The following is a 24,008-nucleotide window of genomic DNA, read 5'->3' on the forward strand; positions in this document are numbered from 1 at the left end:
GCCGTGGCCATACTGGAAACTCCTAGCGGCCTGCCGCCCAAGTCGGTCTCCGCGCTGCGCCGCCTGCGACTCACCTCGGTGCCCGAGGGAGTCTCCTTCCTCCTCCTGCTGGTCTGCTCGGTGCTGAAGCGGACCACGGACTTCAACGCCGTCCCGGTCATGGGGGCCGTCCACGGCGTCCTGTTCATCCTGTACGTGCTCTTCTGGGCCGACGCCTGGAACCGCATCAAGTGGCCGTTCGGGCGCGCCGCCCTCTACTTCGTCCTCTCCGTGCTGCCGACCGGCGGCTTCTTCGCGGACCGGATACTGCGCGAGGAGGAGAAGGCGGGCGTCATCGCCGCCCGCGCCCGCAAGGAGCAGGCGGGCACCGTGAGCGCGGGCGGAAGCGCGGTCAACTCGTGATCGTCGCGTTCTCCGTCACTCCGCTCGGCGTCGGCGAGGACGTGGGCGAGTACGTGGCCGACGCCGTGCGGATCGTCCGCGAGTCGGGACTGCCGCACCGCACGGACGCCATGTTCACCTCGCTGGAGGGCGAGTGGGAGGAGTGCATGGACGTCGTACGCCGGGCCGTCGCCGCGGTCGAGGCACGGGCCCCGCGCGTCTCGCTCGTCCTCAAGGCCGACATCCGCCCCGGTGTCGTCGACGGCCTCACCGCCAAGGTCGCCACCGTGGACCGGTACCTGGACGAGGGCTGACCCGCCCCGGCCAGGTACCGGATCGGTCCGCCCGGCGGGCTCCGGCTGCGGTGACCGGCCGGCCGCCTGCTCAGCCGCCCGCGGGCGGTCCCGGCGGCTGCTGCGCCCGCCCCGCCACCACAGCCGCGCCGAGGGCCGTGCGGGAGTACAGCACCTGGTGTCCGATGCGGCAGGAGTCCAGCAGCCCGGCGCCGCGCAGCACCGACAGGTGCGCGGAGACGGACGAGGGCGCCAGCCGCAGCCGGAGAGCGAGCGCGCTCGTGGAGGCGGGCTCGTCCAGCGCCGTCAGCACGGCCGCGCGCCCCCGCCCGAGCAGCCGCACCAGCGCGCGCGGCGGATCCAGGGGCGCGCTCGGCGACCACAGGTGCCCGACGCCACGCGCCGGGTACATCACCGCGGCCGGCGCGGGCGGCTCGAACCCCGCCGCCACCCCGGGCCACACGAACGCGCTCGGCACCAGCGTCACCCCCTCGCCGCCGGTCAGGACGCGGGAGTGTCCGGGACGGCGCGCGATCCGCAGCGCGCCGTCCCGCCATGTGACCTGCGGGTGCAGCGCGGCGAGTACCCGGCCGAGCCCGCCGTCGGCCAGCCGCCGCGCCCGGAAGGTGATGTCCGCCTCCAGCAGCGCCCGCAGCCGGGGCCAGCAGGGCGCGAGGAGGCCCTCCCAGGCCCGGACCACGGCGCGCGCCAGCGTCTCGACGGCGGCGCCCGGATCCGCGAGCAGGTCGCGCCCCACCGCCGTGCGGGCGGCGCCGGGCGTTCCGGCCAGCGCCCGGGTGAGCTGCGCGTGCGCGCAGGCGGGGTCCGTGGCGCGGATGCGGGCCGCCTCCTCCGCGACGGTTGCCGCGGGCGCGGCCGGTGCGGGGAAGAGGAAGTCGGGGGTGTAGCCGCGGGCGGGCAGGACGGCCCACAGCGGATCCAGCGCCAGGGAGCGCGCGAGCGGCAGCGTGCGCCGTACCCAGCCGCTGTGCGGCGTTCCGTGGGGCGCGTGCGCCAGAGCCCGTAACGCCGCCTGCGTCTCCCACCCGGGGGAGAGGGCGAAGCGGCAGTTGAGCGGGTCCGCGGGCCCGAACCGGATCGTGATCGTCACCCAGGCCCCCGCAACTGGAAGATTCGGCTGAGCCCGAAACACTAGGCGGTGCTCAGCGCCCCCGCCAGGCTCGGCGCATGCCGGAACGAGAGCAGCACGAAACCGCCGCCGGCGGCGGGGACGGATCCGACGGGGCAGTCGGCTCCGGCGGCCGGGCGGGAGGGCGGGCCGCCCGCGTACCGCCACCCGCGCCCACGTCGAGCCCCGCGCCGGCGCCCGCACCCCCGGGTGAGGGGGCCGCCGTCGGTTACGGATCCCTCTTCCGCGTGCGCGAGTTCCGCGCCGTGTTCGCCGCGCACGTGCTCTCCCTCCTCGGCACGGTGGTGGCGGGCCTCGCACTGCCCGTGCTGATCTACGCCCAGACCTCCTCGCCTCTGCTGACCGCCCTCACCTTCGCGCTCGGCTTCCTTCCCAACGCGGTGGGCGGGGCGCTCCTGGCCCCCGTGGCGGACCGGTTTCCGGCCCGGCCCGTCCTGGTCGCCTGCGACCTGTTCAGCGCGGCCTGTGTCGCGGCGATGCTGCTGCCGCAGGCCCACGTGGCGCTGCTGCTCGCCCTCCGCGCGGCCGCCGCGTTCGTACAGCCCCTCTTCACCGGCGTACGGGCCGCGAGCCTGGGCGCGATCCTGCCTGACGAAGACTCCTTCGTTCTGGGCCGCTCCCTCATCCGCGTCGTCGCCCAGAGCGCGCAGATCGTCGGCAACGCGGCGACGGGGCTGCTGCTGGTGCTCGTCACCCCGCGTACCGCGCTGGTGGGGACCGTCGCCGGGTTCCTCGCCTCGGCGCTGATCCTCAGGGCGGGGACCCGGCTGCGCCCCGCACTCGCCGGGGCCGCCGCCCGCACCCGCGGCGCCACCCGCGCCCGTGGCGGCATCCGCGCACTGCTGGCCGACCGGAGAGTCCGCTCCCTGCTGCTGTTGTGCTGGCTGCCGCCGACCTTCGCGGTCGTCCCCGAGGGGCTGGCCGCGCCGTACGCCGACGACCTCGGCGCGGGTCCGGTCGCCGTCGGGCTGCTGCTGGCGGCGGGCCCGGTCGGCAGCGTCGCGGGCGAGCTGGCGGTCGGCACGCTGCTGCGCCCCGCCGCCAGGGAACGCCTCGTGCTGCCGCTGGCCTCGGCGCTCCTTCTGCCGCTGCTCGTCTTCGCGCTGCGCCCCGCGCTGCCACTGGCGCTGGCCGCGCTGTGCGCGTCGGGGCTCGGCATGGGCTACACCCTCGGCCTGGACCGCTGGTTCTTCGACGCCGCGCCTCCCGGGCTGCGCGGCAGGGCGCTGACGGTGATGTCAGCGGGGCTGATGAGCGCCCAGGGCCTGGGCATGGCCGTCGGCGGCGGGGTGGCCGAGTTCCTTCCCGCACACGCGGCGGTGGCGCTGACGGGCGCCGTGGGAACGGTGTGCGTCGTGGTGGTCGCCCGGAACGTGAGACGGCTTCAGACCGTCCCTGACCGGCCGGTAGGGTCGGAGCGTGCCGAAGCCTCTCAGTCTGTCGTTCGACCCGATCGCCCGTGCCGATGAGCACTGGAAGCAGCGATGGGGCTCTGTGCCGTCCATGGCCGCCATCACCTCGATCATGCGCGCCCAGCAGATCCTGCTGTCCGAGGTCGACGCCGTGGTCAAGCCGTATGGGCTGACCTTCGCGCGGTACGAGGCGCTGGTACTGCTCACCTTCTCGCAGCGGGGTGAGCTGCCGATGTCGAAGATAGGCGAGCGCCTGATGGTGCATCCGACCTCGGTGACCAACACCGTCGACCGGCTCCAGGCGGCGGGCCTCGTCGAGAAGCGGCCCAACCCCAACGACGGCCGCGGCACGCTCGCCGCGATCACCAGCAAGGGGCGTGAGGTGTGCGACGCGGCCACCGAGAAGCTGATGGCGATGGACTTCGGTCTCGGTGTCTACGACGCCGGGGAGCTGGATGAGATCTTCACCCTGCTGCGCCCACTGCGGGTGGCGGCGGGCGACTTCCCCGACGGCCCGGCGGACTAGCACTCTCGCGCACTGGGCTCCGGAGAGGCGGTGCCGCTGCCCGTAGCGTGCGGTCCGCGGGCCGGCGGTGGCTTGCCGCGCGGTTCCCCCGCGCCCCCGCGGGGCGCGTACACGCTCCGCCCGCTGCCCTTGGGCACGCCCCCGGCCCGCCGGCCCGAGGCCCGGCGCGGGGAGAGGGGGGCGGGAAGATCGCCCCGGCGCGCGGGCTACGCTCGGTTCCATGAAACGAAGCGTGCTGACCCGCTACCGCGTCATGGCGTACGTCACCGCCGTGCTCCTCGTGCTGCTGACTCTCGGTGTGATCGGCAAGTACCTGCTGGGCATGGACGGCGCGGCGGGCTTCACCAGCATGGTCGGCATCGCGCACGGCTGGCTCTACATCCTGTACCTGATCTTCGCGTTCGACCTCGGCCAGAAGGCGAAGTGGCCGCTCGGCAAGCAGCTGTGGGTGCTGCTCGCGGGCACCGTTCCGACCGCGGCGTTCTTCGTCGAGCGCAAGGTCACCCGCCAGGTCGAACCGCTGATCAAGGAGCGGGAAGCCACGCCTGTCGGCGTCTGACCGGCCCCCCGCCCTGGTGGCGGGGGCCACATCGGGCCCGTTGCCATCGACTTTTACTTGGACGTCCTAGTAAATTCGGTGGTATGGATGCTGACGCCATCGCACAGGGCCGCCGCCGCTGGCAGGAGCGCTACGACTCCGCACGCAAGCGCGACGCCGACTTCACCACGCTCAGCGGCGACCCCGTCGAGCCGGTCTACGGACCCCGGGACGGCGACTCCGTGGAAGGGTTCGAGCGCATCGGCTGGCCGGGCGAGTTCCCCTTCACACGCGGGCTCTACCCGACCGGCTACCGGGGCAGGACGTGGACCATCCGCCAGTTCGCCGGGTTCGGCAACGCCGAGCAGACGAACGAGCGGTACAAGATGATCCTCGAAGCCGGCGGCGGCGGGCTCTCCGTCGCCTTCGACATGCCCACCCTCATGGGCCGCGACTCCGACGACCCGCGCTCCCTGGGCGAGGTCGGCCACTGCGGCGTCGCCATCGACTCCGCCGCCGACATGGAGACCCTCTTCTCCGGCATCCCCCTCGGCGACGTCACCACCTCGATGACGATCTCCGGGCCCGCCGTCCCGGTCTTCTGCATGTACCTGGTCGCCGCCGAACGGCAGGGCGTGGACCCCGCCGTCCTCAACGGCACGCTCCAGACCGACATCTTCAAGGAGTACATCGCGCAGAAGGAGTGGCTCTTCCAGCCGGAGCCCCACCTGCGGCTCATCGGCGACCTGATGGAGCACTGCGCGCACGGCATCCCCGCCTACAAGCCGCTCTCCGTCTCCGGCTACCACATCCGCGAGGCGGGCGCGACGGCGGCGCAGGAGCTGGCCTACACGCTGGCCGACGGCTTCGGCTACGTCGAACTCGGCCTCTCCAGAGGACTGGACGTCAACACGTTCGCGCCAGGCCTGTCCTTCTTCTTCGACGCCCACCTCGACTTCTTCGAGGAGATCGCCAAGTTCCGCGCCGCCCGCCGCATCTGGGCCCGCTGGATGCGCGACGTCTACGGGGCGACCAGCGAGAAGGCCCAGTGGCTTCGCTTCCACACGCAGACGGCCGGCGTCTCGCTGACCGCCCAGCAGCCCTACAACAACGTCGTACGCACCGCTGTGGAAGCCCTCTCGGCCGTCCTGGGAGGCACCAACTCGCTGCACACCAACGCGCTCGACGAGACGCTGGCGCTGCCCAGCGAGCGGGCCGCGGAGATCGCTCTGCGCACCCAGCAGGTGCTGATGGAGGAGACCGGTGTCACGAGCGTCGCCGACCCGCTCGGCGGCTCCTGGTATGTCGAGGCGCTGACGGACCGCATCGAGGCCGACGCGGAGAAGATCTTCGACCAGATCCGCGAGCGCGGCCGCCGCGCCGTCCCCGACGACCAGCACCCCATCGGCCCGATCACCTCCGGAATTCTGCGCGGCATCGAGGACGGCTGGTTCACCGGCGAGATCGCCGAGTCCGCCTTCACCTACCAGCGGGCGCTGGAGAAGAACGACAAGAAGGTCGTCGGCGTCAACTGCCACACCGGCTCGGTGACCGGCGACCTGGAGATTCTGCGGGTCAGCCACGAGGTCGAACGCGACCAGGTCAGCGCACTGACAGACCGCCGCGCGGCACGGGACGAGGCCGCCGTGAGCGCGGCACTGGCCGCCATGGTCGAGGCCGCGCGGGGGACCGGCAACATGATCGAGCCGATGCTCGAGGCCGTGCGCGCCGAGGCGACGTTGGGCGAGATCTGCGGCGTGCTGCGCGACGAGTGGGGCGACTACACGGAGCCCCCGGTCTTCTGACCGGGGCCGGGGCGGCGGCGCTCAGCCACCGAAGCGCAGGCGGAAGAGGGCGCCCCCGCCTTCCGGGCGCTCCGCGGTCAGCCGGGCGCCGTGGGCCCTGGCGATCTGCTGGGCCATGGCGAGACCGAGCCCGGACCCGGGCAGCGCGCGGGCGGCCTCCGCGCGGTAGAAGCGGTCGAAGACGTGCGGCAGGTCCTCGGGCGCCAGCCCGGGGCCGTGGTCCCGCACGGTGATCTCCGTGGCATCACCCACCGCCAGCACCGCCGACTCGACCGTCCCGTCGCTGAACTTCGCCGCGTTGTCCAGGAGGTTGGTCAGCAGCCGCGTGAGCCGTGCGGGCACTCCGGGCACGGCCGCGCCCTCAGCGGCCGGTGCGACGTGCAACGCGAAGGCGGTCGTGGGCCAGTGGCCGCGGGCCTCGGCGACCGCGTGCCGCACCAGGGCCACCAACTCCACCTGTTCGACCAGCGGCTGCGGCTCCTCGTCGCGTGCCAGCTCGATCAGGTCGTTCACCAGGGCCGTCACCTCGCGCAGCTGGCGGCCGAGCGCCGCCGAGGCGCGCTCGCGCTGCGCGGGCGTCAGCCGGTCGGCGCGGGCGAGGAGTTCGGTGTTGGTGCGCAGCGCGGTCAGCGGGGTGCGCAGCTCGTGGGAGGCGTCGGCGACCAGCCGGCGCTGGGCCGCGACCGACTGTTCGAGGGCCCCGAGCATGGTGTTGAAGCTGGCGGCCAGCCGCGACAGCTCGTCCTCGCGGGCCTGCGCGCCGCCGGGCGGCAGCGCGATGCGGTGGCCCGCATCGCGGGTGCGGGTGATGCGTTCGGCGGTCGCGGTCAGCCGAGCGACGGGCGCAAGCCCGGTACGGGAGACCCAGAAGCCGAGCCCGGCCGCGACCAGCACACCGGCGGCGCCGACGGCGGCCAGCAGCAGCGCGGCCTGGCGCACCCCTTCCCGCACGGTGTCCGAGCGCAGCGCGACCTGGAGAGCGCGGCCCTCACCCAGCGGGGTGGTGAGCATCCGTGCCGGGCGGCCGTGCACGGTCACCGCGCTGTAGTACGGCTCCCGCTCGCCCGCCGCCACCTCGCGCGCCGTCTCGTCGACCGGCAGCCGGTAGCTCTCGCGCCCGCGCGGGTCCTGCTCTGGGCGCGCCGCGACGACCTGCGCGCAGGCGGGCGCCGCCAGGTAGCGGCAGTCGGCGGACAGGACGCGCGGGGCGTCGCCGTTCTGCCGCACCTCCTGGGTGGCGCGGCTCGCGGACTGGGTGAGGTTCAGCTCCACCTGGTGGAGCAGCTCGTAGCGGATGACGACGAAGGCCGCGGCGCACACCCCGACGGCGACGAGCGCGACGGCCGCCGTGGCGGCCAGCGCGAGCCGGGTACGCAGCGGACGGCGCCGCCGCCAGGAAAGGCGGCGTCGCTCCCCGCTCACGAGCGGTCCAGCCGGTAGCCGACCCCGTGCACGGTCTGTACCAGCCGGGGTTCGCCGCCCGCCTCCAGTTTGCGGCGCAGGTAACCGATGTAGACGGCCAGCGAGTTGGAGTCGGGCCCGAAGTCGCGGCCCCACACCTCCTCCAGCAGCACCTGCCTGGGCACGGTCTGGGCCGGGTGCCGCATCAAGAGCTGGAGCAGGGCGCACTCGGTCTCGGTGAACTCGATGCTCCGCTCGCCCCGCCGCCCCGTCCTGGTGACCGGGTCGAGTTCCAGTTCGCCCAGGACGAGTCCCTCCTCGTCGGCGGGGTCGGGCGCCACCCGGCGCAGCAGCGCGCGCACGCGTGCGGTCAGCTCGTCCAGCGCGAACGGCTTGACGAGGTAGTCGTCGGCGCCCGCGTCCAGCCCGTCGACCCGGTCGCTGACCGCGTCCAGCGCCGTCAGCACGAGGACCGGGGTGCGGTCGCCCAGCGCGCGCATCCTGCGGCAGACGGCCAGCCCGTCGAGCGCGGGCATCAGCACGTCCAGCACGAGGGCGTCCGGGTCCCAGCGGGCGACGGCGCTCAGCGCCGTGAGGCCGTCCTCGGCCGTCTCCACCTCGTGGCCCTCGACGGTGAGCGCGTCGGCGACGGCGGCCCGCACCTCCGGATCGTCGTCGACGACCAGTACCCGCGCCGCCCTGACCAGGCCCGGTGCCTGCTCCGCCGGTGTCCTCACCATGTGCTCACCATGGACACAGGCTGCCAAAAGCGGCTCTTAAAACCCTCTTACCCGCTTCCGCGAGCGTTTCCGGCATGCGGACACCACCGGATCGCCCCGGAGGCGATCGACACCACACGGCCCCGCAGGAACCGCTCTCCGTCGTCATCGGCGCGGGCGGGACCGGAGGGCACATCTACCCGGGGCTCGCCCTGGCCGAAGCGCTGCGGCGGGCCGAGCCCGACGCGGTGATCTCCTTCGTCGGCACGGAGCGCGGGCTGGAGACGCGCCTCGTCCCGCAGGCGGGATACCCCCTCCACACCCTCGACATGATCCCCTTCGACCGGGCGCTGGGGGCTCGCCGGTACCTGCTGCCCGCCGCGCTGCTGCGCGCCGGAGCGCAGGCCAGGGCCGTACTGCGCGACCAGCGGGCGCAGGTCGCCGTCGGCATGGGCGGGTACGCGAGCGCCCCCGCCGTCGTCGGCGCGCGGCTGGCGGGACTGCCCAGCCTCGTGCACGAGTCCAACGCCGTGCCGGGCCGCGCGAACCGCTTCGCGGCCCGGCTGACCCCGCACGTCGCGCTCGCGTTCGACCGCAGCCGCACCCACCTGTCCGGCGGCGCGGACGCCGAGACGGTCGGCATGCCGATCGCCGCCCCCTTGGCCCAGCTGGGCCGGACCGCGCGGACCGACCCCGGCGCCTTCGCGCGGCTCAGGGAGCGTGCCCGGGGTGCGCTGCGCGTCCCGCCAGGGGCCCGGCTCGTGCTCGTCGCCGGCGGCAGCCTCGGCGCCGACCGGCTCACCCGCGCGGCCGTCGAACTGGCCGGGCACTGGCGGGCACAGCGGCGCGACGACGTCCACGTGCTGATCAAGACCGGCCCCGCGGCGCTCTCCGGAGCCCGGGCCCGGCTCGCGGCCGTCGACGGCGACGAGCGCACCGCGCGCGCCGTGGCCTACCTCGACCGGATGGACCTCGCCTACGCGGCGTCCGACGTCGTGATCTGCCGTGCGGGCTCGGCCACCGTCGCCGAGCTGGCCACCGTCGGCGTCCCCGCCGTCCTCGTGCCCTACCCGCACGCACCCGGCGACCACCAGAGACACAACGCGCGGGTGCTCACCGAACAGGGCGCGGGGCTGCTGCTGCCCGACGCCGACACCAGCGGCGACAGCCTCGCCGCCCTGCTCGAACCCCTGCTCGCCGACCCGCGGCGGCTCGCCGCCATGACTGGCGCCGCCGACCCCGGCACCCACGGCGCCGCCGCCGACCTGCTGGCCGCGCGCGTCCGCGCACTGGCCGCACCCACGGCCCCCTCCCGGCACCCCCGCGAAGAACGGAGCATCGCATGAACACCGCCGAGACCACCTGGGCCTCACGCAGGGTCCTGGTCACCGGGGCCGAGGGCTTCATCGGCAGCACCCTCGTCGACCTGCTGGTCGAACGGGGCGCGCGGGTGAGGGCGCTCGTGCACTACAAGCCGTACGGCACCAAGGGGCACCTGGCGCACCACCTCGCCGACGCCGACGCACCCGTCGAGATCGTCGCGGGAGACGTGCGCGACCCGGGGCGGGTCAGGGAGGCCGTCGCCGGCTGCGAGGTCGTCTTCCACCTGGCCGCGCTCATCGGCATCCCCTACAGCTACGCCTCGCCCGGCGCCTACGTGCAGACCAACGTGACGGGCACCGAGAACGTCGCCGAGGCCTGCCGCGAGCACGGCGTACGGCGCCTGGTGCACACCTCCACCAGCGAGGTGTACGGCTCCGCGCTGAGCGTGCCGATCAGCGAGGCGCACCCACTCCAGCCCCAGTCGCCCTACTCCGCCTCGAAGATCGGCGCCGACATGACCGCGCTGTCGCACTGGCACGCGTTCGGGCTCCCCGTCACCGTGGTGCGGCCGTTCAACACCTACGGCCCGCGCCAGTCCGCGCGGGCCGTCATCCCCTCGATACTCGCCCAGCTCCACTCCGGAGCCCGCGAGATCAGGCTCGGATCCCTGGAGCCCACCAGGGACTTCACCTACGTGACGGACACGGCCGCCGGATTCCTCGCGCTGGCCGGCAGCGAGGGGGCCGTCGGACAGGTCGTCAACCTGGGAACGGGCCGGGAGATCTCGATCGGGCAGCTCGCCAGGGAGCTGGTCTCCGCCGCGGGTGCCGAGGCCCGGATCGTCACGGACGCGGAGCGGATGCGGCCCGCCGCCAGCGAGGTGGCCCGCCTGCTGTCGGACAACTCACGGGCCCGTGAGCTGTCCGGCTGGGCGCCCGCCGTCTCCCTGCGGGAGGGGCTGGCCCGCACGTCCGCCTGGGTCGCCGAGCACCTGCACCTGTTCGCCCCCTCCCGGTACGAGGTCTGAGCGGCCCCGGCAGACCCCTGCGGGGGCGGGCCCGGGAGCGCCCGGCCGCTGTCCGTGGCCGCGTGGCCGCTATCCGGCGGCCGCTCCCGGCGCGCCGGACGGCAGCGGTTCGACACCCACCACGTGCCGGACGCGGGTGGGCTCGATGAACACGGTGACCCGCTCCTCGCCGGGGATCAGCCACTCGTAGGCGGTGCCCAGGTAGGACTGGGCCAGCCGGTCCATGGTGCGGTCGGCCTCGGCGCCCTCCACGAAACGGACGGCGCGGCCCCGGATCTGCACCCGGTCGAAGGGGTTGTCCGTGTCCGCGTGGGAGAGGAACACCCGGGGCTCGCGGCGCAGGTTGCGCTCCTTCATCCGTCCCATGGAGGTGTTGAACAGGACCAGGTCGCCGTCGAGCCCCACCCACATGGGGCTCACGTGCGGCGAGCCGTCGGGGTTCACGGTGCCGACGTGCCAGATGTGCGGCGCTCCGACGCGGGAGCGCAGGTCGTGCGGAATCTCGCTCATGACGTGGGCCTGCCCGTCCTGCGGACACGCATGCGGAGGGGCCTGGAGTGAGCCCGGTCACGGCCCGGGCGGCTCCCCGGCCCGGGGAGCCGACGCGGAGCCCAGCCCGTCCAGCAGCAGCGTGGTGAAGGTGGCCGCCCAGGCGCCGTCCACCGGGCAGTCGCTCACCAGCGACCTGTGCACCACGGCCCCGGCGATCACGTCGAAGATGAGGTCGACGACCCGCTCGGTCTCGGCGGGGTCGGCGGAGTCGGGGGGCAGCTCGCCCCGCCGCTGCGCCCTGGCCCGGCCGTCCAGGACCAGGCGCTTCTGGCGGTCGACGATGGCCGCCCGGATCCGCCTGCGCAGCGCCTCGTCCGTGGTGGACTCGGCGAGGACGGCCATCAGCGCCGTCTTGGTCTCGGGGCGGCGCAGCAGGGCGGCGAAGGAGAGGACGACGCCCTCGACGTCGGCCCGCAGGCTGCCGCCGTCGGGGAGTTCGAGCTCGTCGAAGAGGACGGCGACGGCGTCGACGACGAGTTCGCTCTTGGCCGCCCAGCGCCGGTAGAGCGTGGTCTTGGCGACACCGGCGCGGCGGGCGACCTCTCCCATGGTCAGCTTCGACCAGCCGACCTCGACGAGCGCGGTGCGCGTGGCGTCGAGGATCGCGCGGTCCGCCGCGGCGCTGCGGGGGCGTCCGCGTCGGGGAGCGGGGCAACCTGCCATGCGCCGACCATACCGAGCGGTACGGAGGCTCTTGGAGAGCGCGGAAGGCGCCGTGAGACGGATCACCGGGCAGCGCCCGTGGCCGCCCTTGCGGAGCGGTCGCCCGTTCGAGATACGCTACGGGGCGTAGCGGAATGGGTGGCGGACCGACCACCGCGACCCCCGCGACAGCCACCCGCCAGGTGGGGACCTGGCGACCACTGCACACGCGCCCGCGGATAAGGGGGAGACTGGTGCCATGCAGCCACGCAACATGTCCATGAGCGGAGTGGTCGACCTCGCCGCGGTGAAGGCGGCCGGAGAGGCCAAGCAGAAGGCGGAGCAGGCGCGGGCCGACGCCGCCGAGGGCCACGGCGCCCCGGCCCCGGCCGGCCTGGTGATCGAAGTCAGTGAGGCGACGTTCGAGGCGGAGGTGCTCCAGCGCTCCGCCGAGGTCCCGGTCGTCATCGACTTCTGGGCCGAGTGGTGCGAGCCGTGCAAGCAGCTCTCGCCGGTTCTCGAACGCGTCACCCAGGAGTACGCGGGCCGCGTGCTGCTGGCGAAGATCGACGTCGACCAGAACCAGATGCTGATGCAGCAGTTCGGTGTCCAGGGCATCCCGGCGGTGTTCGCCGTGGTGGCCGGGCAGGCGCTGCCGCTGTTCCAGGGGGCGGCCCCCGAGCAGCAGATCCGCGCGACGCTGGACCAGCTGATCGAGGTAGCCGAACAGCGCTTCGGCATCACAGGGCTCCAGGGTGTTCCCCAGGAGCCCGCACAGGAGGAGCCCGTCGAGCCCGAGGTGCCGGAGGACCCGGTGCTGGCAGCGGCTCAGCAGGCGCTGGACGCCGGCGACCTGTCGGGCGCCATCCAGGCCTACCGCAACAAGCTGACCGACGAGCCGGCCAACGTCGAGGCGAAGGTCGGTCTCGCCATGGCCGAACTCCTGGACAGGGTGCAGGAGTTGGACGCGCGCCAGGTCCGCAAGGACGCGGCCGACCGGCCCGGCGACGCGGCCGCGCAGCTGCGGGTCGCGGATCTGGACATGGCCGGCGGCCACGTCGAGGACGCGTTCGGCCGGCTGGTGGACACGGTGCGCGGCTCGGCGGGGGAGGACCGGGACGCGGCGCGGGTCCGCCTGCTGGAGCTGTTCGAGGTGATCGGTCCGGAGGATCCGCGCGTCGTCACCGCGCGTGCGGCGCTCGCTCGCGCGCTGTTCTGACCTGCCCGTACCGACGGTCACACGTACGTCGGCACGCGGCGTGATTCATCGACTCAGCGACAACAGCGGCCGCACTTTGCCAAAACTTGGCAATTGCGGCCGCTGTTACTCGTCGTAACGAAATCTCGCGGAAACCTTCCGCGATGCCCGGTTGTTCCGCATGCGTACCCGTCCGGTGTCCTGACCCTGTGTCGTTGTCGACACCCTTCGGGCGGCCTTCCGGTTATCCAGCCGTTACTCGTAAGTAACGAACCCCCTTGTGTCACGGGCTCAGATGCACCACGATCGGCCAGGCTCGGTCCATTGCCCGCAGCCCGGCAACCATTCGGCGCCCCGCAGGCGATGGGTCCCCACCGAGCGGACCGGCACGCACCATCCGCACCCGTACCACCCCGTCCCAACCGCCGGTCCGCAAGGACAGGGGGGTCCCTGCTCCACGGCAGGGCCTGTCCTCACAAAGCAAGGTTGCGCGAGAGCGTGGCCCGTGGTTGTCGCTCGGGGGTGATCGTCGACAGCTCGGACGTGTCGTACCAAGAACGCCGCGTGCGGGCGACGTTGGCGCTCTCCGTTCCGAGGACGTAGCTCTTCTCCCTCCCCAGCCCCGTGGCCGGGAGGTACCCCCACGGCAGGAGCGGCCCGCTGAGTACAGGCGGCACGGCTCTCCGAGCCGGAGATGTACGTCCGAGAAGGAGGAAAGTCATGGAGTCCCTGGCTCGTGGCGGGACCAGATGGAAGCGGTTCGCCGTCGTCATGGTGCCGAGCGTCGCCGCTACGGCAGCGATCGGCGTGGCCCTGTCGCAGGGCGCGTTGGCGGCGTCGTTCAGCGTCTCCGGCCAGCAGTTCAAGGTGACCGCGGACAAGCTGGACGGCAACGGCTTCGTCCAGTACGGCGCGATCGACACCACCCAGAAGGGTAAGAAGGCCGTCGCCGTCGTCGGCATGGACTCGGCGAAGATCACCAATCTCTGCCAGTCCGTCGTCGTCCCCGTCCCGGTCTTCGGCGACATATCGATGAAGCTCAGCGCCGGCGGCGAGGGCGGCCCCCGCGTCGAGGCCAAGAAGCTCTACATCGATGCCGACGACCTGAACGCCAACGCGACGTTCAAGAACATCGACATCGGCGTCAACGTGGACAAGACCACCAAGGGTCCCGGTCCGCACAACGGCGACGACTACACCAAGGGCTCCTTCTCCCAGCAGGCAGAGAGCGTCCAGTTCACCGACGTCAAGCAGCGCGCGTGGGCCACCACCGCCGGCACCTTCAAGCTCAGCGGCCTGCACCTGGCCGTCAAGAAGGGCAAGAGCGAGTGCTACTGACGTGAGCCGCCCCGCGGGCCCGGAGGAGACAGGGGCGCCCGCTCCGCTTCGCCCTCCGGGCCCGTAGGGTCCGCTGCACCCAGCAAGATTTGTGCCAGTTCCGAGGAGCCCGTACCCATGAGTGCCGACACGCCAGCGAGGACGACGACCGGATTCGGCCACAAGCGGCAGGCCTTCCGTAACTGGCGCGGCCAGCGCCCGTTCTGGGGCGGGATGCTGACGCTGCTGGCCGGCATCCCGATCATGTACGTCCCCTACCAGAACCTCACTCTGGGGTCCCTGACCATCCGGATGTCGACGACCGCGGGCGCCGGCTCGCTGATCATCGGCGTACTGCTGGTGGTCCTCGGGCTGACCATGTGGTTCCAGCCCCACTCGCGGGTCTTCGCCGGCATCGCCGCGATCCTGCTCGCGCTGGTCTCCCTCGTCGTGTCCAACTTCGGCGCCTTCCTGATCGGCTTCCTGCTCGGACTGATCGGTGGCGCGCTGGGCGTCTCCTGGGCCCCCGCCAAGCCGGCGCGGGCCGAACGCGGCGCCAAGGACACGACCGGAACGGCGAGTGCCCCGGTGACCGCCGCCGACGAAGAGGCACCGCCCGCACAGGACCCGGCCGCCCCCCAGCAGGGCCCCCGGGACGACACTGCAGTCTCTGAGGCGTCCCCCGCAGCCGGGGCCGACGCGTATGACGGGAACGGGAGGCACCGTGCCGGGTGACGAGGTCCACGAGGGGGAGGGCGCGCGCGGGGTCTCCGCGCCCGGCGCCCGGGGGAGAACCGGTCCCCGGCACGCGGCGCCCAGAAAACCGCTGCTGACCCGGCTCCACCTGCCGGCGGGCAAGGCCGTGGCCATCGCCGCGATGCCCTCCGCCGTCCTGATGGGCATGGGGCTCACCCCCCAGCTCGCCAACGCCAAGCCCCTGCCCAAGAACCCCTTCAAGGGCGACTCCTGCGTTTCCATCACCGAGCAGCAGGAGACCGAGAAGGAGAAGCAGGAGCGCAAGGAGCGCGGCGAGAAACTCAAGCGCGACCTCGCCAAGGCGCAGGCCGAGCGGGAGAAGGACGCCAAAGAGGCCAAGGAGGCCAAGGAGGCCAAGGAGAAGGCCGAGGGTGACAAGGGGGGCTCCTCCTCGGACGAGGGCTCGTCGAAGAAGCCCTCCGGCTCACACGAGAGCTCCTCCACCCCCTCGGACGCCCCCTCCGGCTCCGACGAGCCCTCCGCGCAGCCGGAGGACTCCGCGGGCTCCTCCTCGTCCGAGGAGAAGGAGAAGGAGAACCCCTGGTACGACCCGCTGGGTCTCGGCCAGAAGCTCGACGACACCTTCAACCCGGACAAGGACAAGGACGAGCCCGCCGAGGAGCCTCAGACCTCGCCCAGCCCCGACCCGACACCCTCCTCGCCGTCGCGGGACGACGACTCCGACTCCGGTAAGCAGCGCAAGTCCCCGGCGCCGGGTGACAGCTCCGGCTCGTCCGAGTCCGGGAACCCGGACTCGGACGGTTCCGACGAGGACTCCTCGTCCAAGAAGGACACCCCGAAGGACTCCTCGTCCAAGAAGGACGCCAAGGGCGACAAGGACGCCAAGGGCGACAAGGACGGCAAGGCCTCCGACAAGGAGACCGGCGTCGACAAGAAGGACGGCACCGTCCGGGACTACGACCCGGACAAGGACGCGGGCAAGCCGTTCCCCTGTCCTGAGAAGGAGGACGTCGAGGGCACCGCCGAGCAGACCCCGGCCCAGGTCGCCAACGACCCCTGGTTCCTGGAAGCGTCCTCGCTCACCCTCAAGGGCCTCGACTACAAGGGCGTCGTCAACATCACCACGCCCGACGGCAGGACCAAGCAGGCGCTGAAGTTCACCTCAAGCGGCCTCGACATCGGCGACCTCCACCAGACGGTGAAGGCTGACGGCCTCACCTACCACGTCCAGGCCGCCGAGGGATCGACCTCCACCATCCGCGACGGCGAGGTCACGATGTACACGGAGGAGCTGAAGGGCAACCTCTTCGGGCTCATCCCCATCACGTTCAGCCCGGACACCCCGCCGCCGATCAACGTCCCCTTCGCCTACTTCACCGACGTCTCGGTCAAGCAGGCAGGCCAGTTCGGCGGCACGCTCACGATCCCGGGCCTGCACCAGTACGTGACGAAGAAGTAGCCCGCGCCACGTCTCCGGACTCCGCGACATCCGAGCACCGGGCGAGCCGATGCGCAGCTCGCCCGGTGCTCGACTCTGTGCCGCAGGAGAGAGGGCGCCCCGCCGCTTCGGTACTGTGACGTCGTATGACCGACTCCGAGAGTGTGATCACCGCGGACCTGGTGCGCGACCTGTTGCGGGAGCAGCATCCCGACCTCGCGGAGCTGGCTCTGCGCGAGGTGGCGGGCGGCTGGGGCAATCAGATGTGGCGTCTCGGGGACGAGTTGGCCGTCCGCCTGCAACGCATGGACCCCACCCCGGATCCCCAGCTCAAGGAGCGGCGGTGGCTCCCCGTGCTGGCCCCGCGGCTGCCGCTGCCCGTACCGACGCCGGTGCGGTGCGGGGAACCGTCCGCGCGCTTCCCCAAGCACTGGACCGTGATGACGTGGGTGCCCGGCGAGCCGCTGGACCACGGCGCGATCAGCCGCGACGACCACGCGGCCGACACGCTGGCGGGCTTCCTCCGGGCGCTCCATGTGCAGGCGCCCGCGCAGGCGCCGACCGCCGAGGACCGCGGAGCCCACCCCAGGAGTTGCGCGGACGGCTTCGAGAGGTTCTTCCAGGCCGCCGCCCCCGACGACGTCGCCGCCGATGTCCGGGCCGTCTGGGACGACGCCGTCGCGGCCCGCGCGTGGGAGGGTCCGCCGGTGTGGGTGCACGGCGACCTCCATCCCGCGAACGTCCTGGTCTCGGAGGGCACGCTCTCGGGCGTCGTCGACTTCGGCGACATGTGCGCCGGCGACCCGGCGTGGGACCTCGCCGCCGCGTGGGTGCTGCTCCCGGCGGGAGCGGCCGCACGGTTCTTCGAGGCGTACGCCCACGCGGACGAGGAGGCGATCCGCCGTGCCCGTGGCCTGGCCGCCCTCAAGAGCCTCTTTCTGATGCTCATGGGACGCAACGGAGACCGGGGCCTCCCGGGCGGCAAGCCCCACTGGGGACCGGCAGGCCGGGCGGCACTCGACCGCGTCCTGAAGGGCGTGTGACGCACGCTTGTGTGCGGGTGCCAGAAGCGCGGTCCGCGCACGCGAAACGGGCGCTCGGCCGGAGGGACAGGCCGGGCGCCCGTTCGCGCGTGCGGGAGGGGCTCAGGCCGAGGGGTTGCCCAGGTGGTGGACGCGGACCATGTTGGTGGTGCCCGGGACGCCGGGGGGCGAGCCGGCCGTGATGAGCATGGTGTCGCCGGCCTCGTAGCGCTGGAGCTTGGAGAGCTCGGCGTCGACCAGCTCGACCATCTCGTCCGTGTGGTCGACGTGCTTGACGACGAACGTCTCGACGCCCCAGCTGAGCGCCAGCTGGTTGCGGGTGGCGACGTCCGTGGTGAAGGCGAGGATCGGCTGCCTGACCCGGTACCTGGACAGACGGCGCGCGGTGTCACCGGACTTGGTGAAGGCGACCAGGGCCCTGCCGTCGAGGAAGTCGGCCATCTCGCAGGCGGCGCGGGCGACCGAGCCGCCCTGGGTGCGGGGCTTCTTGCCCGGCACCAGCGGCTGGAGGCCCCGGCCGAGCAGCTCCTCCTCGGCGGCCTGCACGATCTTCGACATCGTCTTGACGGTCTCGATCGGGTACTGGCCCACGGAGGACTCCGCCGAGAGCATCACCGCGTCGGCGCCGTCCAGCACCGCGTTGGCCACGTCGCTCGCCTCGGCGCGGGTGGGCCGCGAGTTGGTGATCATGGACTCCATCATCTGGGTCGCCACGATCACCGGCTTGGCGTTGCGGCGGCACATCTCCACCAGCCGCTTCTGCACCATCGGGACCTTCTCCAGCGGGTACTCGACCGCCAGGTCGCCGCGGGCCACCATGACGCCGTCGAAGGCCATCACGACCTCCTCCATGTTGGAGACGGCCTGCGGCTTCTCGACCTTGGCGATGACCGGTACGCGCCGCCCGACCTCGTCCATCACGCGGTGCACGTCGCGCACGTCGGAGGCGCTCCGCACGAAGGAGAGCGCCACCATGTCGCAGCCCATGCCGAGCGCGAACTTCAGGTCCTCGATGTCCTTCTCGCTCAGCGCGGGCACGTTGACCGCCGCGCCGGGCAGGTTGATGCCCTTGTGGTCGGAGATGACACCGCCCTCGATGACGATGGTGCGCACCCGCGGACCCTCGACCTCCACGACCTGGAGCGCGACGTTCCCGTCGTTGATCAGCACCGGGTCGCCCTTGGAGACGTCGCCCGGCAGGCCCTTGTAGGTGGTGCCGCAGATGGTCTTGTCGCCGGCCACGTCCTCGGTGGTGATGGTGAACTCCTCACCGCGCACCAGCTCGACGGGGCCCTCGGCGAAGGTCTCCAGCCGGATCTTGGGGCCCTGGAGGTCGGCGAGCACGCCGATGGCACGGCCGGTCTCCTCCGCGGCCTTGCGGACGCGGTGGTACCGCTCCTCGTGTTCGGCGTGGGAGCCGTGGCTCATGTTGAAGCGGGCCACGTTCATGCCCGCCTCGATCAGCGTCTTGAGCTGGTCGTAGGAGTCGACGGCGGGACCGAGGGTGCAGACGATTTTGGAACGGCGCATGGGGGCGATCCTATCGTTTTGTTTACGTACTGAACGATTCGGGGCGGCGGGCTCAGCCGGCGCCGCCCTCGGGCCCGGGGCCCGGTGAGGCGGTGACCAGCGCGTAGCTCTGCTCTGCGATCTCCAGTTCCTCGTCGGTCGGTACGACGGCCACCTTGACCCGCGCGGACGCGGGCGAGATCAGCCGTGCTTCCTTGCCGGCCGCCGCGTTCAGGTCGCCGTCCACGGCCAGGCCCAGTTCTTCCAGGCCCGCCACGGCGGCCTCCCGCACGGGCGCGGCGTTCTCTCCGACGCCCGCGGTGAAGACCACGGCGTCCACTCTTCCCAGTACGGCGTAGTAGGCGCCGATGTACTTCCGCAGCCGGTGGATGTAGATGTCGAACGCGAGCCGGGCGGCCGGATCGCCCGCGTCCACCCGGCGGCGGATCTCCCGCATGTCGTTGGCGCCGCACAGCCCCAGCAGGCCGCTGCGCTTGTTGAGCAAGTCGTCCACCTCGTCCGCGCTCATCCCGGCGACCCTGCCCAGGTGGAAGACGACCGCCGGGTCGATGTCGCCCGAGCGGGTGCCCATCACCAGGCCCTCCAGCGGGGTCAGCCCCATCGAGGTGTCCTCGCAGCGGCCGGCGCGCACCGCGGAGGCGGAGGCGCCGTTGCCCAGGTGCAGCACGATCAGGTTGGTGTCGGCTGCATCCTTGCCCAGCAGCTCGGCGGCCTTGCGCGAGACGTAGGCGTGCGAGGTGCCGTGGAAGCCGTAGCGCCGCACCCGGTGGGCGTCGGCGGTCTCGACGTCGATGGCGTAGCGGGCCGCGTGTTCCGGCATGGAGGAGTGGAAGGCGGTGTCGAAGACGGCGACCTGCGGCAGGTCGGGGCGCAGCCGCTGCGCGGTGCGGATGCCGGTGACGTTCGCCGGGTTGTGCAGCGGCGCCACCGGAACGAGCCGTTCGATCTCCGCGAGGACGGCGTCGTCGATGACCGTCGGCTCGGTGAGCTTCAGCCCGCCGTGCACCACCCGGTGGCCGATCGCCGCCAGCTCGGGCGAGTCCAGGCCGAGCCCGTCGGCGGCCAGCTCCTGCGCGATGGCGGCCAGCGCCGCGTCGTGGTCGGCCAGCTCGCCCTGCCACTCGCGCTTGTCGCCGCCGGTGGACAGCGGCTGGTGGGAGACCGCCGAGGTCTCCTCGCCGATCCGCTCGGCGAGGCCGACGGCCAGCCGCGAGCGGTCGGCCATGTCGATGAGCTGGTACTTCACCGACGAGGAGCCCGAGTTGAGGACGAGGACGCGGGTGGGGGCGGGGCTGGGGCCGGTCGGGGTGGTCACGTCGCGAGAGCCTTCTTCAACGGGGGCAGGGGGCGAGGGCGGGGGAGGGGTCAGGCGCCGGGGCCGGGGGCGTCGGCCTGCGCCTGGACGGCCGTGATCGCGACGGTGTTGACGATGTCCTGCACCAGCGCGCCGCGGCTCAGGTCGTTGACGGGCTTGCGCAGGCCCTGCAGGACCGGGCCCACGGCGACGGCCCCGGCCGAGCGCTGCACGGCCTTGTAGGTGTTGTTGCCGGTGTTCAGGTCGGGGAAGACCAGCACGGTCGCCCGCCCCGCCACCTTCGAGTCGGGCAGCTTCGTGGCGGCGACCGAGGGGTCCACGGCGGCGTCGTACTGGATGGGGCCCTCCGTCAGCAGGTCGGGGCGGCGCTCGCGGACCAGCTCCGTGGCCCGCCGCACCTTGTCGACGTCGGCGCCGGAGCCCGAGGTGCCCGTCGAGTACGACAGCATCGCGATCCTGGGCTCCACCCCGAACCTGGCCGCGGTGGTGGCCGACTGGATCGCGATGTCCGCGAGCTGTTCGGCGCCGGGATCGGGTACCACGGCGCAGTCGCCGTAGACCAGCACGCGGTCGGCCAGGCACATGAAGAAGACGGAGGAGACGGTCGAGGCGCCAGGCTCGGTGCGGATGATCTCGAAGGCGGGACGGATCGTCGCCGCCGTGGAGTGCACGGCGCCGGAGACCATGCCGTCGGCCAGCCCTTCCTGGACCATCATCGTGCCGAAGTAGGACACGTCGGCGACCACGTCGTGGGCCAGCTCGTGGGTCACGCCCTTGTGGGCGCGCAGCTTCGCGTACGACTCGGCGAACCGCTCCCGCAGCGGCGAGGTCTGCGGGTCGACGATCCGGGCGGTGGCCGCACCGCCGGTCGCGGGCGCCTCCCCGTCGGCCAACAGGTCGAGGCCGACGCTCAGCTCGGCGGCGCGCTTGCGGACGGTCACCGGGTCGCCGAGCAGCGTCAGGTCGCAGATGTTGCGGCGCAGCAGCACCTCGGCCGCGCGCAGCACCCGCTCCTCCTCGCCCTCGGGCAGCACGATGTGCTGCCGCTTCGCGCCCCCGGCCCGCGAGCGCTCCACCAGCTCGTGCTCGAACATCATGGGCGTCACGCGTGCGCTGCGCTGAACGGCCAGCCGCTCGGACAGGCGCGCGGCGTCCACGTGCGTCTCGAACAGGCCCAGCGCGATCTCCGCCTTGCGCGGGGTGGCGGCGGTGAGCTTGCCCTCCAGCGACAGGAGGGCGTCCGCGGTCTCCATGGAGCCCTCGGTGACGACGAGCACGGGCGTGCCCGGCGCCAGCCGGGAGGCCAGCGCGAGCGTCTGCTCCCCGGGGTGCTCGTCCAGGGTGAGCAGGACCCCGGCGATGGCGGGGGAGCCCGCCGAGTGCGCGGCCAGCGAGCCGATGATCAGGTCGGAGCGGTCGCCGGGCGTGATCACCATGCAGCCTTCGGTGAGCGCCGGCAGGAAGGCGGGCAGGTGGGCGCCGCCGAAGACGAGGTGGCGGACGTCGCGGGAGAGGCCCGCGTGGTCCCCGAGCAGCACCTCGGCGCCCGTGGCCTCCTTGACCTGGGTCACGGTCGGTGCGGCCAGCGCGGGCTCCTCGGGCAGCACGTACACCGGTTCGGGCAGCCGCTCGGCCAGGCCCCGCACCGCCTGGGCGGCCGTCGGCTCCGCGACCCGGTTGGCGACCATCGCTATCAGGTCGGCGCCGAGGGAGGCGTAGGCGTGGTGGGCGTTGCGCACCTCGGCGACCACCGCGTCCGGTGCCTGGTCACGGGCCGCGACGACGGGCAGGACGGCGGCCCCGAACTCGTTGGCGAGCCGCGCGTTGAGGGCCAGCTCGGCGGGCAGCCCCGTGTCGGCGAAGTCGGTGCCCAGCACGAGGACCGCCTCGTAGGAGTCGGCGACCCGGTGGTAGCGCTCCAGCAGGCGCGATATCAGCTCGTCCGTGCCCTGCTCGGCCTGGAGCGTGGCCGCCTCCTCGTAGCTCATGCCGAAGACCGAGGAGGCGGGCTGGGAGAGCCGGTAGCGGCTGCGCAGCAGGTCGTAGAGGCGGTCGGGCCCTTCGTGCACCAGCGGCCTGAACACCCCCACGCGGTCCACCTGCCGCGTGAGCAGTTCCATGACGCCCAGCTCGACGACCTGGCGGCCGTCGCTGCGTCCGATGCCGGTCACGTACACGCTGCGCGTCACGCGCTGTCTCCTCCGGGTCGCGGTCCGCTTGGTTTCGCGTCGCTTCTTGTGGCAGCCGTTTCCGCCGGCAGTCGCTCGGCAGTCGCCTCTTCCCGAATCCACGGGTCTTCCGGAGACCACCGACAAGGGTACGGCTTTACCCTTGACAGTACCTGCGCTCGTCGCCATACCGCTCGCCAGGCTGGCGCCGGTGCCCGGCACGCCGAAGCCCGGTGCCGGGCCCCGCGACGGCGGCGCTGGGCCCGGTCCGCATGCTGAGCGGGGCCCATGCCCGCGCCTTCAAGACGTGAAACAATCGCACCGGCTCACATGGACCAGTGGCACCGGACAGTGAGGTCCGACCGTGCCCCAAGCGGCCCGCCCCCGGGCGGGCGCCCGTTCCCAGGCGGGCATCTACGGAGCAGGAGAAGCGAACCCCATGCGCATCGGAGTCCTCACCGCAGGCGGAGACTGCCCCGGTCTCAACGCCGTGATCCGATCCGTCGTGCACCGTGCCGTGCACGACCGCGGCGACGAGGTCATCGGCTTCGAAGACGGTTTCAAGGGCCTGCTGGAGGGCCGCTACCGCCCCCTCGACATAAACTCCGTCAGCGGCATCCTCGCCCGCGGCGGCACCATCCTCGGCTCGGCCCGACTGGAGCGCGCCCGGCTCCAGGAGGCGTGCAACGACTCCGAGGAGCTGATCGAGCGCCTCGGCCTCGACGCGCTCATCCCCATCGGCGGCGAGGGCACGCTGACCGCGGCCCGCATGCTCGCGGAGATCGGCCTGCCGGTGGTCGGCGTCCCCAAGACGATCGACAACGACATCTCCGCCACCGACCGCACCTTCGGCTTCGACACCGCCGTCACCGTGGCCACCGAGGCCATGGACCGCCTCAAGACCACCGCCGAGTCGCACCAGCGCGTCATGGTCGTGGAGGTCATGGGCCGGCACGCGGGATGGATCGCCCTGGAGGCGGGCATGGCGGGCGGCGCGCACGCCATCTGCGTCCCCGAGCGCAACTTCGAGGTCGACGACCTGGTGAAGATGGTCGAGGAACGGTTCGCGCGCGACAAGAAGTTCGCGATCATCTGCGTCGCCGAGGGCGCCCACCCGGCCGAGGGCTCCATGCCCTACGAGAAGGGCGTGATCGACCAGTACGGGCACGAGCGCTTCGCCGGCATCGGCAACCGGCTCGCGGTCGAACTGGAGCACCGCCTCGGCAAGGAGGCCCGCCCCGTCATCCTCGGCCACATCCAGCGCGGCGGCACCCCCACCGCCTACGACCGGGTGCTCGCCACCCGCTTCGGCTGGCACGCCGTCGAGGCCGCGCACCGCGGCGACTTCGGCCACATGACCGCGCTGCGCGGCACGGAGATCGTCATGGCGCCGCTCGCCGACGCGGTGACCGAGCTCAAGCGGGTGCCGCAGAACCGCATGGACGAGACCGAAGCGGTCTTCTGAGCCGAGGCCCGCGGGCGCCACGGCCCGCGGGCTGACGCGGCCCGTCCG

Annotated in this window: 22 protein-coding genes; 14 read left to right on the forward strand and 8 right to left on the reverse strand. The window is 72.7% G+C overall.

Features of this window, described 5'->3' with window-relative positions; translation table 11 throughout:
* Nucleotides 1-3: 3 nt before the first annotated feature.
* Both MMF93_RS23205 and MMF93_RS23210 read left to right on the forward strand, forming a co-directional pair.
* Nucleotides 4-402: a DUF3817 domain-containing protein gene (locus MMF93_RS23205; RefSeq protein ID WP_423835505.1), complete on the forward strand. Its 399-nt coding sequence runs from the start codon at nt 4-6 to the stop codon at nt 400-402.
* Nucleotides 399-695 carry an MTH1187 family thiamine-binding protein gene (locus MMF93_RS23210; RefSeq protein WP_114023970.1) on the forward strand — a complete coding sequence of 99 codons (297 nt, stop codon included), beginning with the start codon at nt 399-401 and terminating at the stop codon, nt 693-695. Before MMF93_RS23205 ends, MMF93_RS23210 begins: the two co-directional genes overlap by 4 nt.
* Before the next feature lie 70 nt (nt 696-765).
* Here the strand turns inward: MMF93_RS23210 and MMF93_RS23215 are convergent, their stop codons facing one another.
* Nucleotides 766-1,785, reverse strand: a complete 1,020-nt coding sequence (locus tag MMF93_RS23215; protein WP_242754472.1) for an ArsR/SmtB family transcription factor — start codon at nt 1,783-1,785, stop codon at nt 766-768.
* 77 nt (nt 1,786-1,862) lie between these two features.
* Between MMF93_RS23215 and MMF93_RS23220 the strand changes: the two genes are divergently transcribed.
* From MMF93_RS23220 to MMF93_RS23235, 4 genes are all read left to right on the forward strand, one after another.
* Entirely contained in the window at nt 1,863-3,293 is a 1,431-nt protein-coding gene (locus MMF93_RS23220; protein WP_242754474.1) for an MFS transporter, read from the forward strand.
* The gene (locus MMF93_RS23225; protein ID WP_242754476.1) at nt 3,244-3,762 is read left to right on the forward strand and encodes a MarR family winged helix-turn-helix transcriptional regulator; all 519 of its coding nucleotides are present in this window, start codon (nt 3,244-3,246) and stop codon (nt 3,760-3,762) included. The genes MMF93_RS23220 and MMF93_RS23225 overlap by 50 nt, the downstream gene beginning before the upstream one ends.
* Before the next feature lie 220 nt (nt 3,763-3,982).
* Complete coding sequence (locus tag MMF93_RS23230; protein WP_114014082.1) at nt 3,983-4,321, forward strand: DUF3817 domain-containing protein; 339 nt, start codon at nt 3,983-3,985, stop codon at nt 4,319-4,321.
* An 83-nt stretch (nt 4,322-4,404) separates the two neighbouring features.
* Nucleotides 4,405-6,105 (forward strand): coenzyme B12-dependent isobutyryl-CoA mutase large subunit, encoded by a 1,701-nt coding sequence (locus tag MMF93_RS23235; protein WP_242754478.1) that lies wholly within the window; start codon nt 4,405-4,407, stop codon nt 6,103-6,105.
* Between the two features lie 21 nt (nt 6,106-6,126).
* On the opposite strand, the gene MMF93_RS23240 is transcribed toward MMF93_RS23235, so the two are convergent.
* Both MMF93_RS23240 and MMF93_RS23245 read right to left on the reverse strand, forming a co-directional pair.
* Entirely contained in the window at nt 6,127-7,527 is a 1,401-nt protein-coding gene (locus MMF93_RS23240) for a HAMP domain-containing sensor histidine kinase (protein WP_242754480.1), read from the reverse strand.
* A complete protein-coding gene (locus tag MMF93_RS23245; RefSeq protein WP_242754482.1) occupies nt 7,524-8,246 on the reverse strand; it encodes a response regulator transcription factor in 723 nt (240 codons plus the stop codon). The genes MMF93_RS23240 and MMF93_RS23245 overlap by 4 nt, the downstream gene beginning before the upstream one ends.
* A gap of 74 nt (nt 8,247-8,320) precedes the next feature.
* Between MMF93_RS23245 and MMF93_RS23250 the strand changes: the two genes are divergently transcribed.
* Nucleotides 8,321-9,571: a UDP-N-acetylglucosamine--N-acetylmuramyl-(pentapeptide) pyrophosphoryl-undecaprenol N-acetylglucosamine transferase gene (locus tag MMF93_RS23250; protein WP_242754484.1), complete on the forward strand. Its 1,251-nt coding sequence runs from the start codon at nt 8,321-8,323 to the stop codon at nt 9,569-9,571.
* A complete protein-coding gene (locus MMF93_RS23255; RefSeq protein WP_242754487.1) occupies nt 9,568-10,575 on the forward strand; it encodes a GDP-mannose 4,6-dehydratase in 1,008 nt (335 codons plus the stop codon). Before MMF93_RS23250 ends, MMF93_RS23255 begins: the two co-directional genes overlap by 4 nt.
* 69 nt (nt 10,576-10,644) lie before the next feature.
* Here the strand turns inward: MMF93_RS23255 and MMF93_RS23260 are convergent, their stop codons facing one another.
* Complete coding sequence (locus MMF93_RS23260; protein WP_242754489.1) at nt 10,645-11,085, reverse strand: PPOX class F420-dependent oxidoreductase; 441 nt, start codon at nt 11,083-11,085, stop codon at nt 10,645-10,647.
* 57 nt (nt 11,086-11,142) lie between these two features.
* The gene (locus tag MMF93_RS23265; RefSeq protein WP_242754491.1) at nt 11,143-11,790 is read right to left on the reverse strand and encodes a TetR/AcrR family transcriptional regulator; all 648 of its coding nucleotides are present in this window, start codon (nt 11,788-11,790) and stop codon (nt 11,143-11,145) included.
* 238 nt (nt 11,791-12,028) lie between these two features.
* On the opposite strand from MMF93_RS23265, the gene MMF93_RS23270 reads away from it, so the two are divergent.
* From MMF93_RS23270 to MMF93_RS23290, 5 genes are all read left to right on the forward strand, one after another.
* The gene (locus MMF93_RS23270; protein WP_242754493.1) at nt 12,029-12,988 is read left to right on the forward strand and encodes a tetratricopeptide repeat protein; all 960 of its coding nucleotides are present in this window, start codon (nt 12,029-12,031) and stop codon (nt 12,986-12,988) included.
* 699 nt (nt 12,989-13,687) lie between these two features.
* Nucleotides 13,688-14,305: a DUF6230 family protein gene (locus tag MMF93_RS23275; protein ID WP_242754495.1), complete on the forward strand. Its 618-nt coding sequence runs from the start codon at nt 13,688-13,690 to the stop codon at nt 14,303-14,305.
* 117 nt (nt 14,306-14,422) lie between these two features.
* Entirely contained in the window at nt 14,423-15,019 is a 597-nt protein-coding gene (locus tag MMF93_RS23280; protein ID WP_242754497.1) for a DUF6114 domain-containing protein, read from the forward strand.
* On the forward strand, nt 15,009-16,460 hold the full coding sequence (locus MMF93_RS23285; RefSeq protein WP_242754499.1) for a hypothetical protein: 1,452 nt from the start codon (nt 15,009-15,011) through the stop codon (nt 16,458-16,460). The genes MMF93_RS23280 and MMF93_RS23285 overlap by 11 nt, the downstream gene beginning before the upstream one ends.
* A 125-nt stretch (nt 16,461-16,585) precedes the next feature.
* Nucleotides 16,586-17,482 (forward strand): aminoglycoside phosphotransferase family protein, encoded by an 897-nt coding sequence (locus MMF93_RS23290; protein WP_242754501.1) that lies wholly within the window; start codon nt 16,586-16,588, stop codon nt 17,480-17,482.
* Nucleotides 17,483-17,584: 102 nt separating this feature from the next.
* On the opposite strand, the gene pyk is transcribed toward MMF93_RS23290, so the two are convergent.
* From pyk to pta, 3 genes are read right to left on the reverse strand one after another with little or no spacing between them, the layout of a single operon-like run.
* On the reverse strand, nt 17,585-19,012 hold the full coding sequence (gene pyk / locus MMF93_RS23295; RefSeq protein WP_242754503.1) for a pyruvate kinase: 1,428 nt from the start codon (nt 19,010-19,012) through the stop codon (nt 17,585-17,587).
* A gap of 52 nt (nt 19,013-19,064) precedes the next feature.
* On the reverse strand, nt 19,065-20,327 hold the full coding sequence (locus MMF93_RS23300) for an acetate kinase (RefSeq protein ID WP_242754505.1): 1,263 nt from the start codon (nt 20,325-20,327) through the stop codon (nt 19,065-19,067).
* 50 nt (nt 20,328-20,377) lie between these two features.
* Nucleotides 20,378-22,516 carry a phosphate acetyltransferase gene (gene pta / locus MMF93_RS23305; RefSeq protein ID WP_242754507.1) on the reverse strand — a complete coding sequence of 713 codons (2,139 nt, stop codon included), beginning with the start codon at nt 22,514-22,516 and terminating at the stop codon, nt 20,378-20,380.
* A 418-nt stretch (nt 22,517-22,934) separates the two neighbouring features.
* Between pta and MMF93_RS23310 the strand changes: the two genes are divergently transcribed.
* On the forward strand, nt 22,935-23,960 hold the full coding sequence (locus tag MMF93_RS23310; RefSeq protein ID WP_242754508.1) for a 6-phosphofructokinase: 1,026 nt from the start codon (nt 22,935-22,937) through the stop codon (nt 23,958-23,960).
* Nucleotides 23,961-24,008: the final 48 nt, after the last annotated feature.

This window comes from Streptomyces tubbatahanensis (assembly GCF_022699385.1).
Taxonomy (GTDB): domain Bacteria; phylum Actinomycetota; class Actinomycetes; order Streptomycetales; family Streptomycetaceae; genus Streptomyces; species Streptomyces diacarni.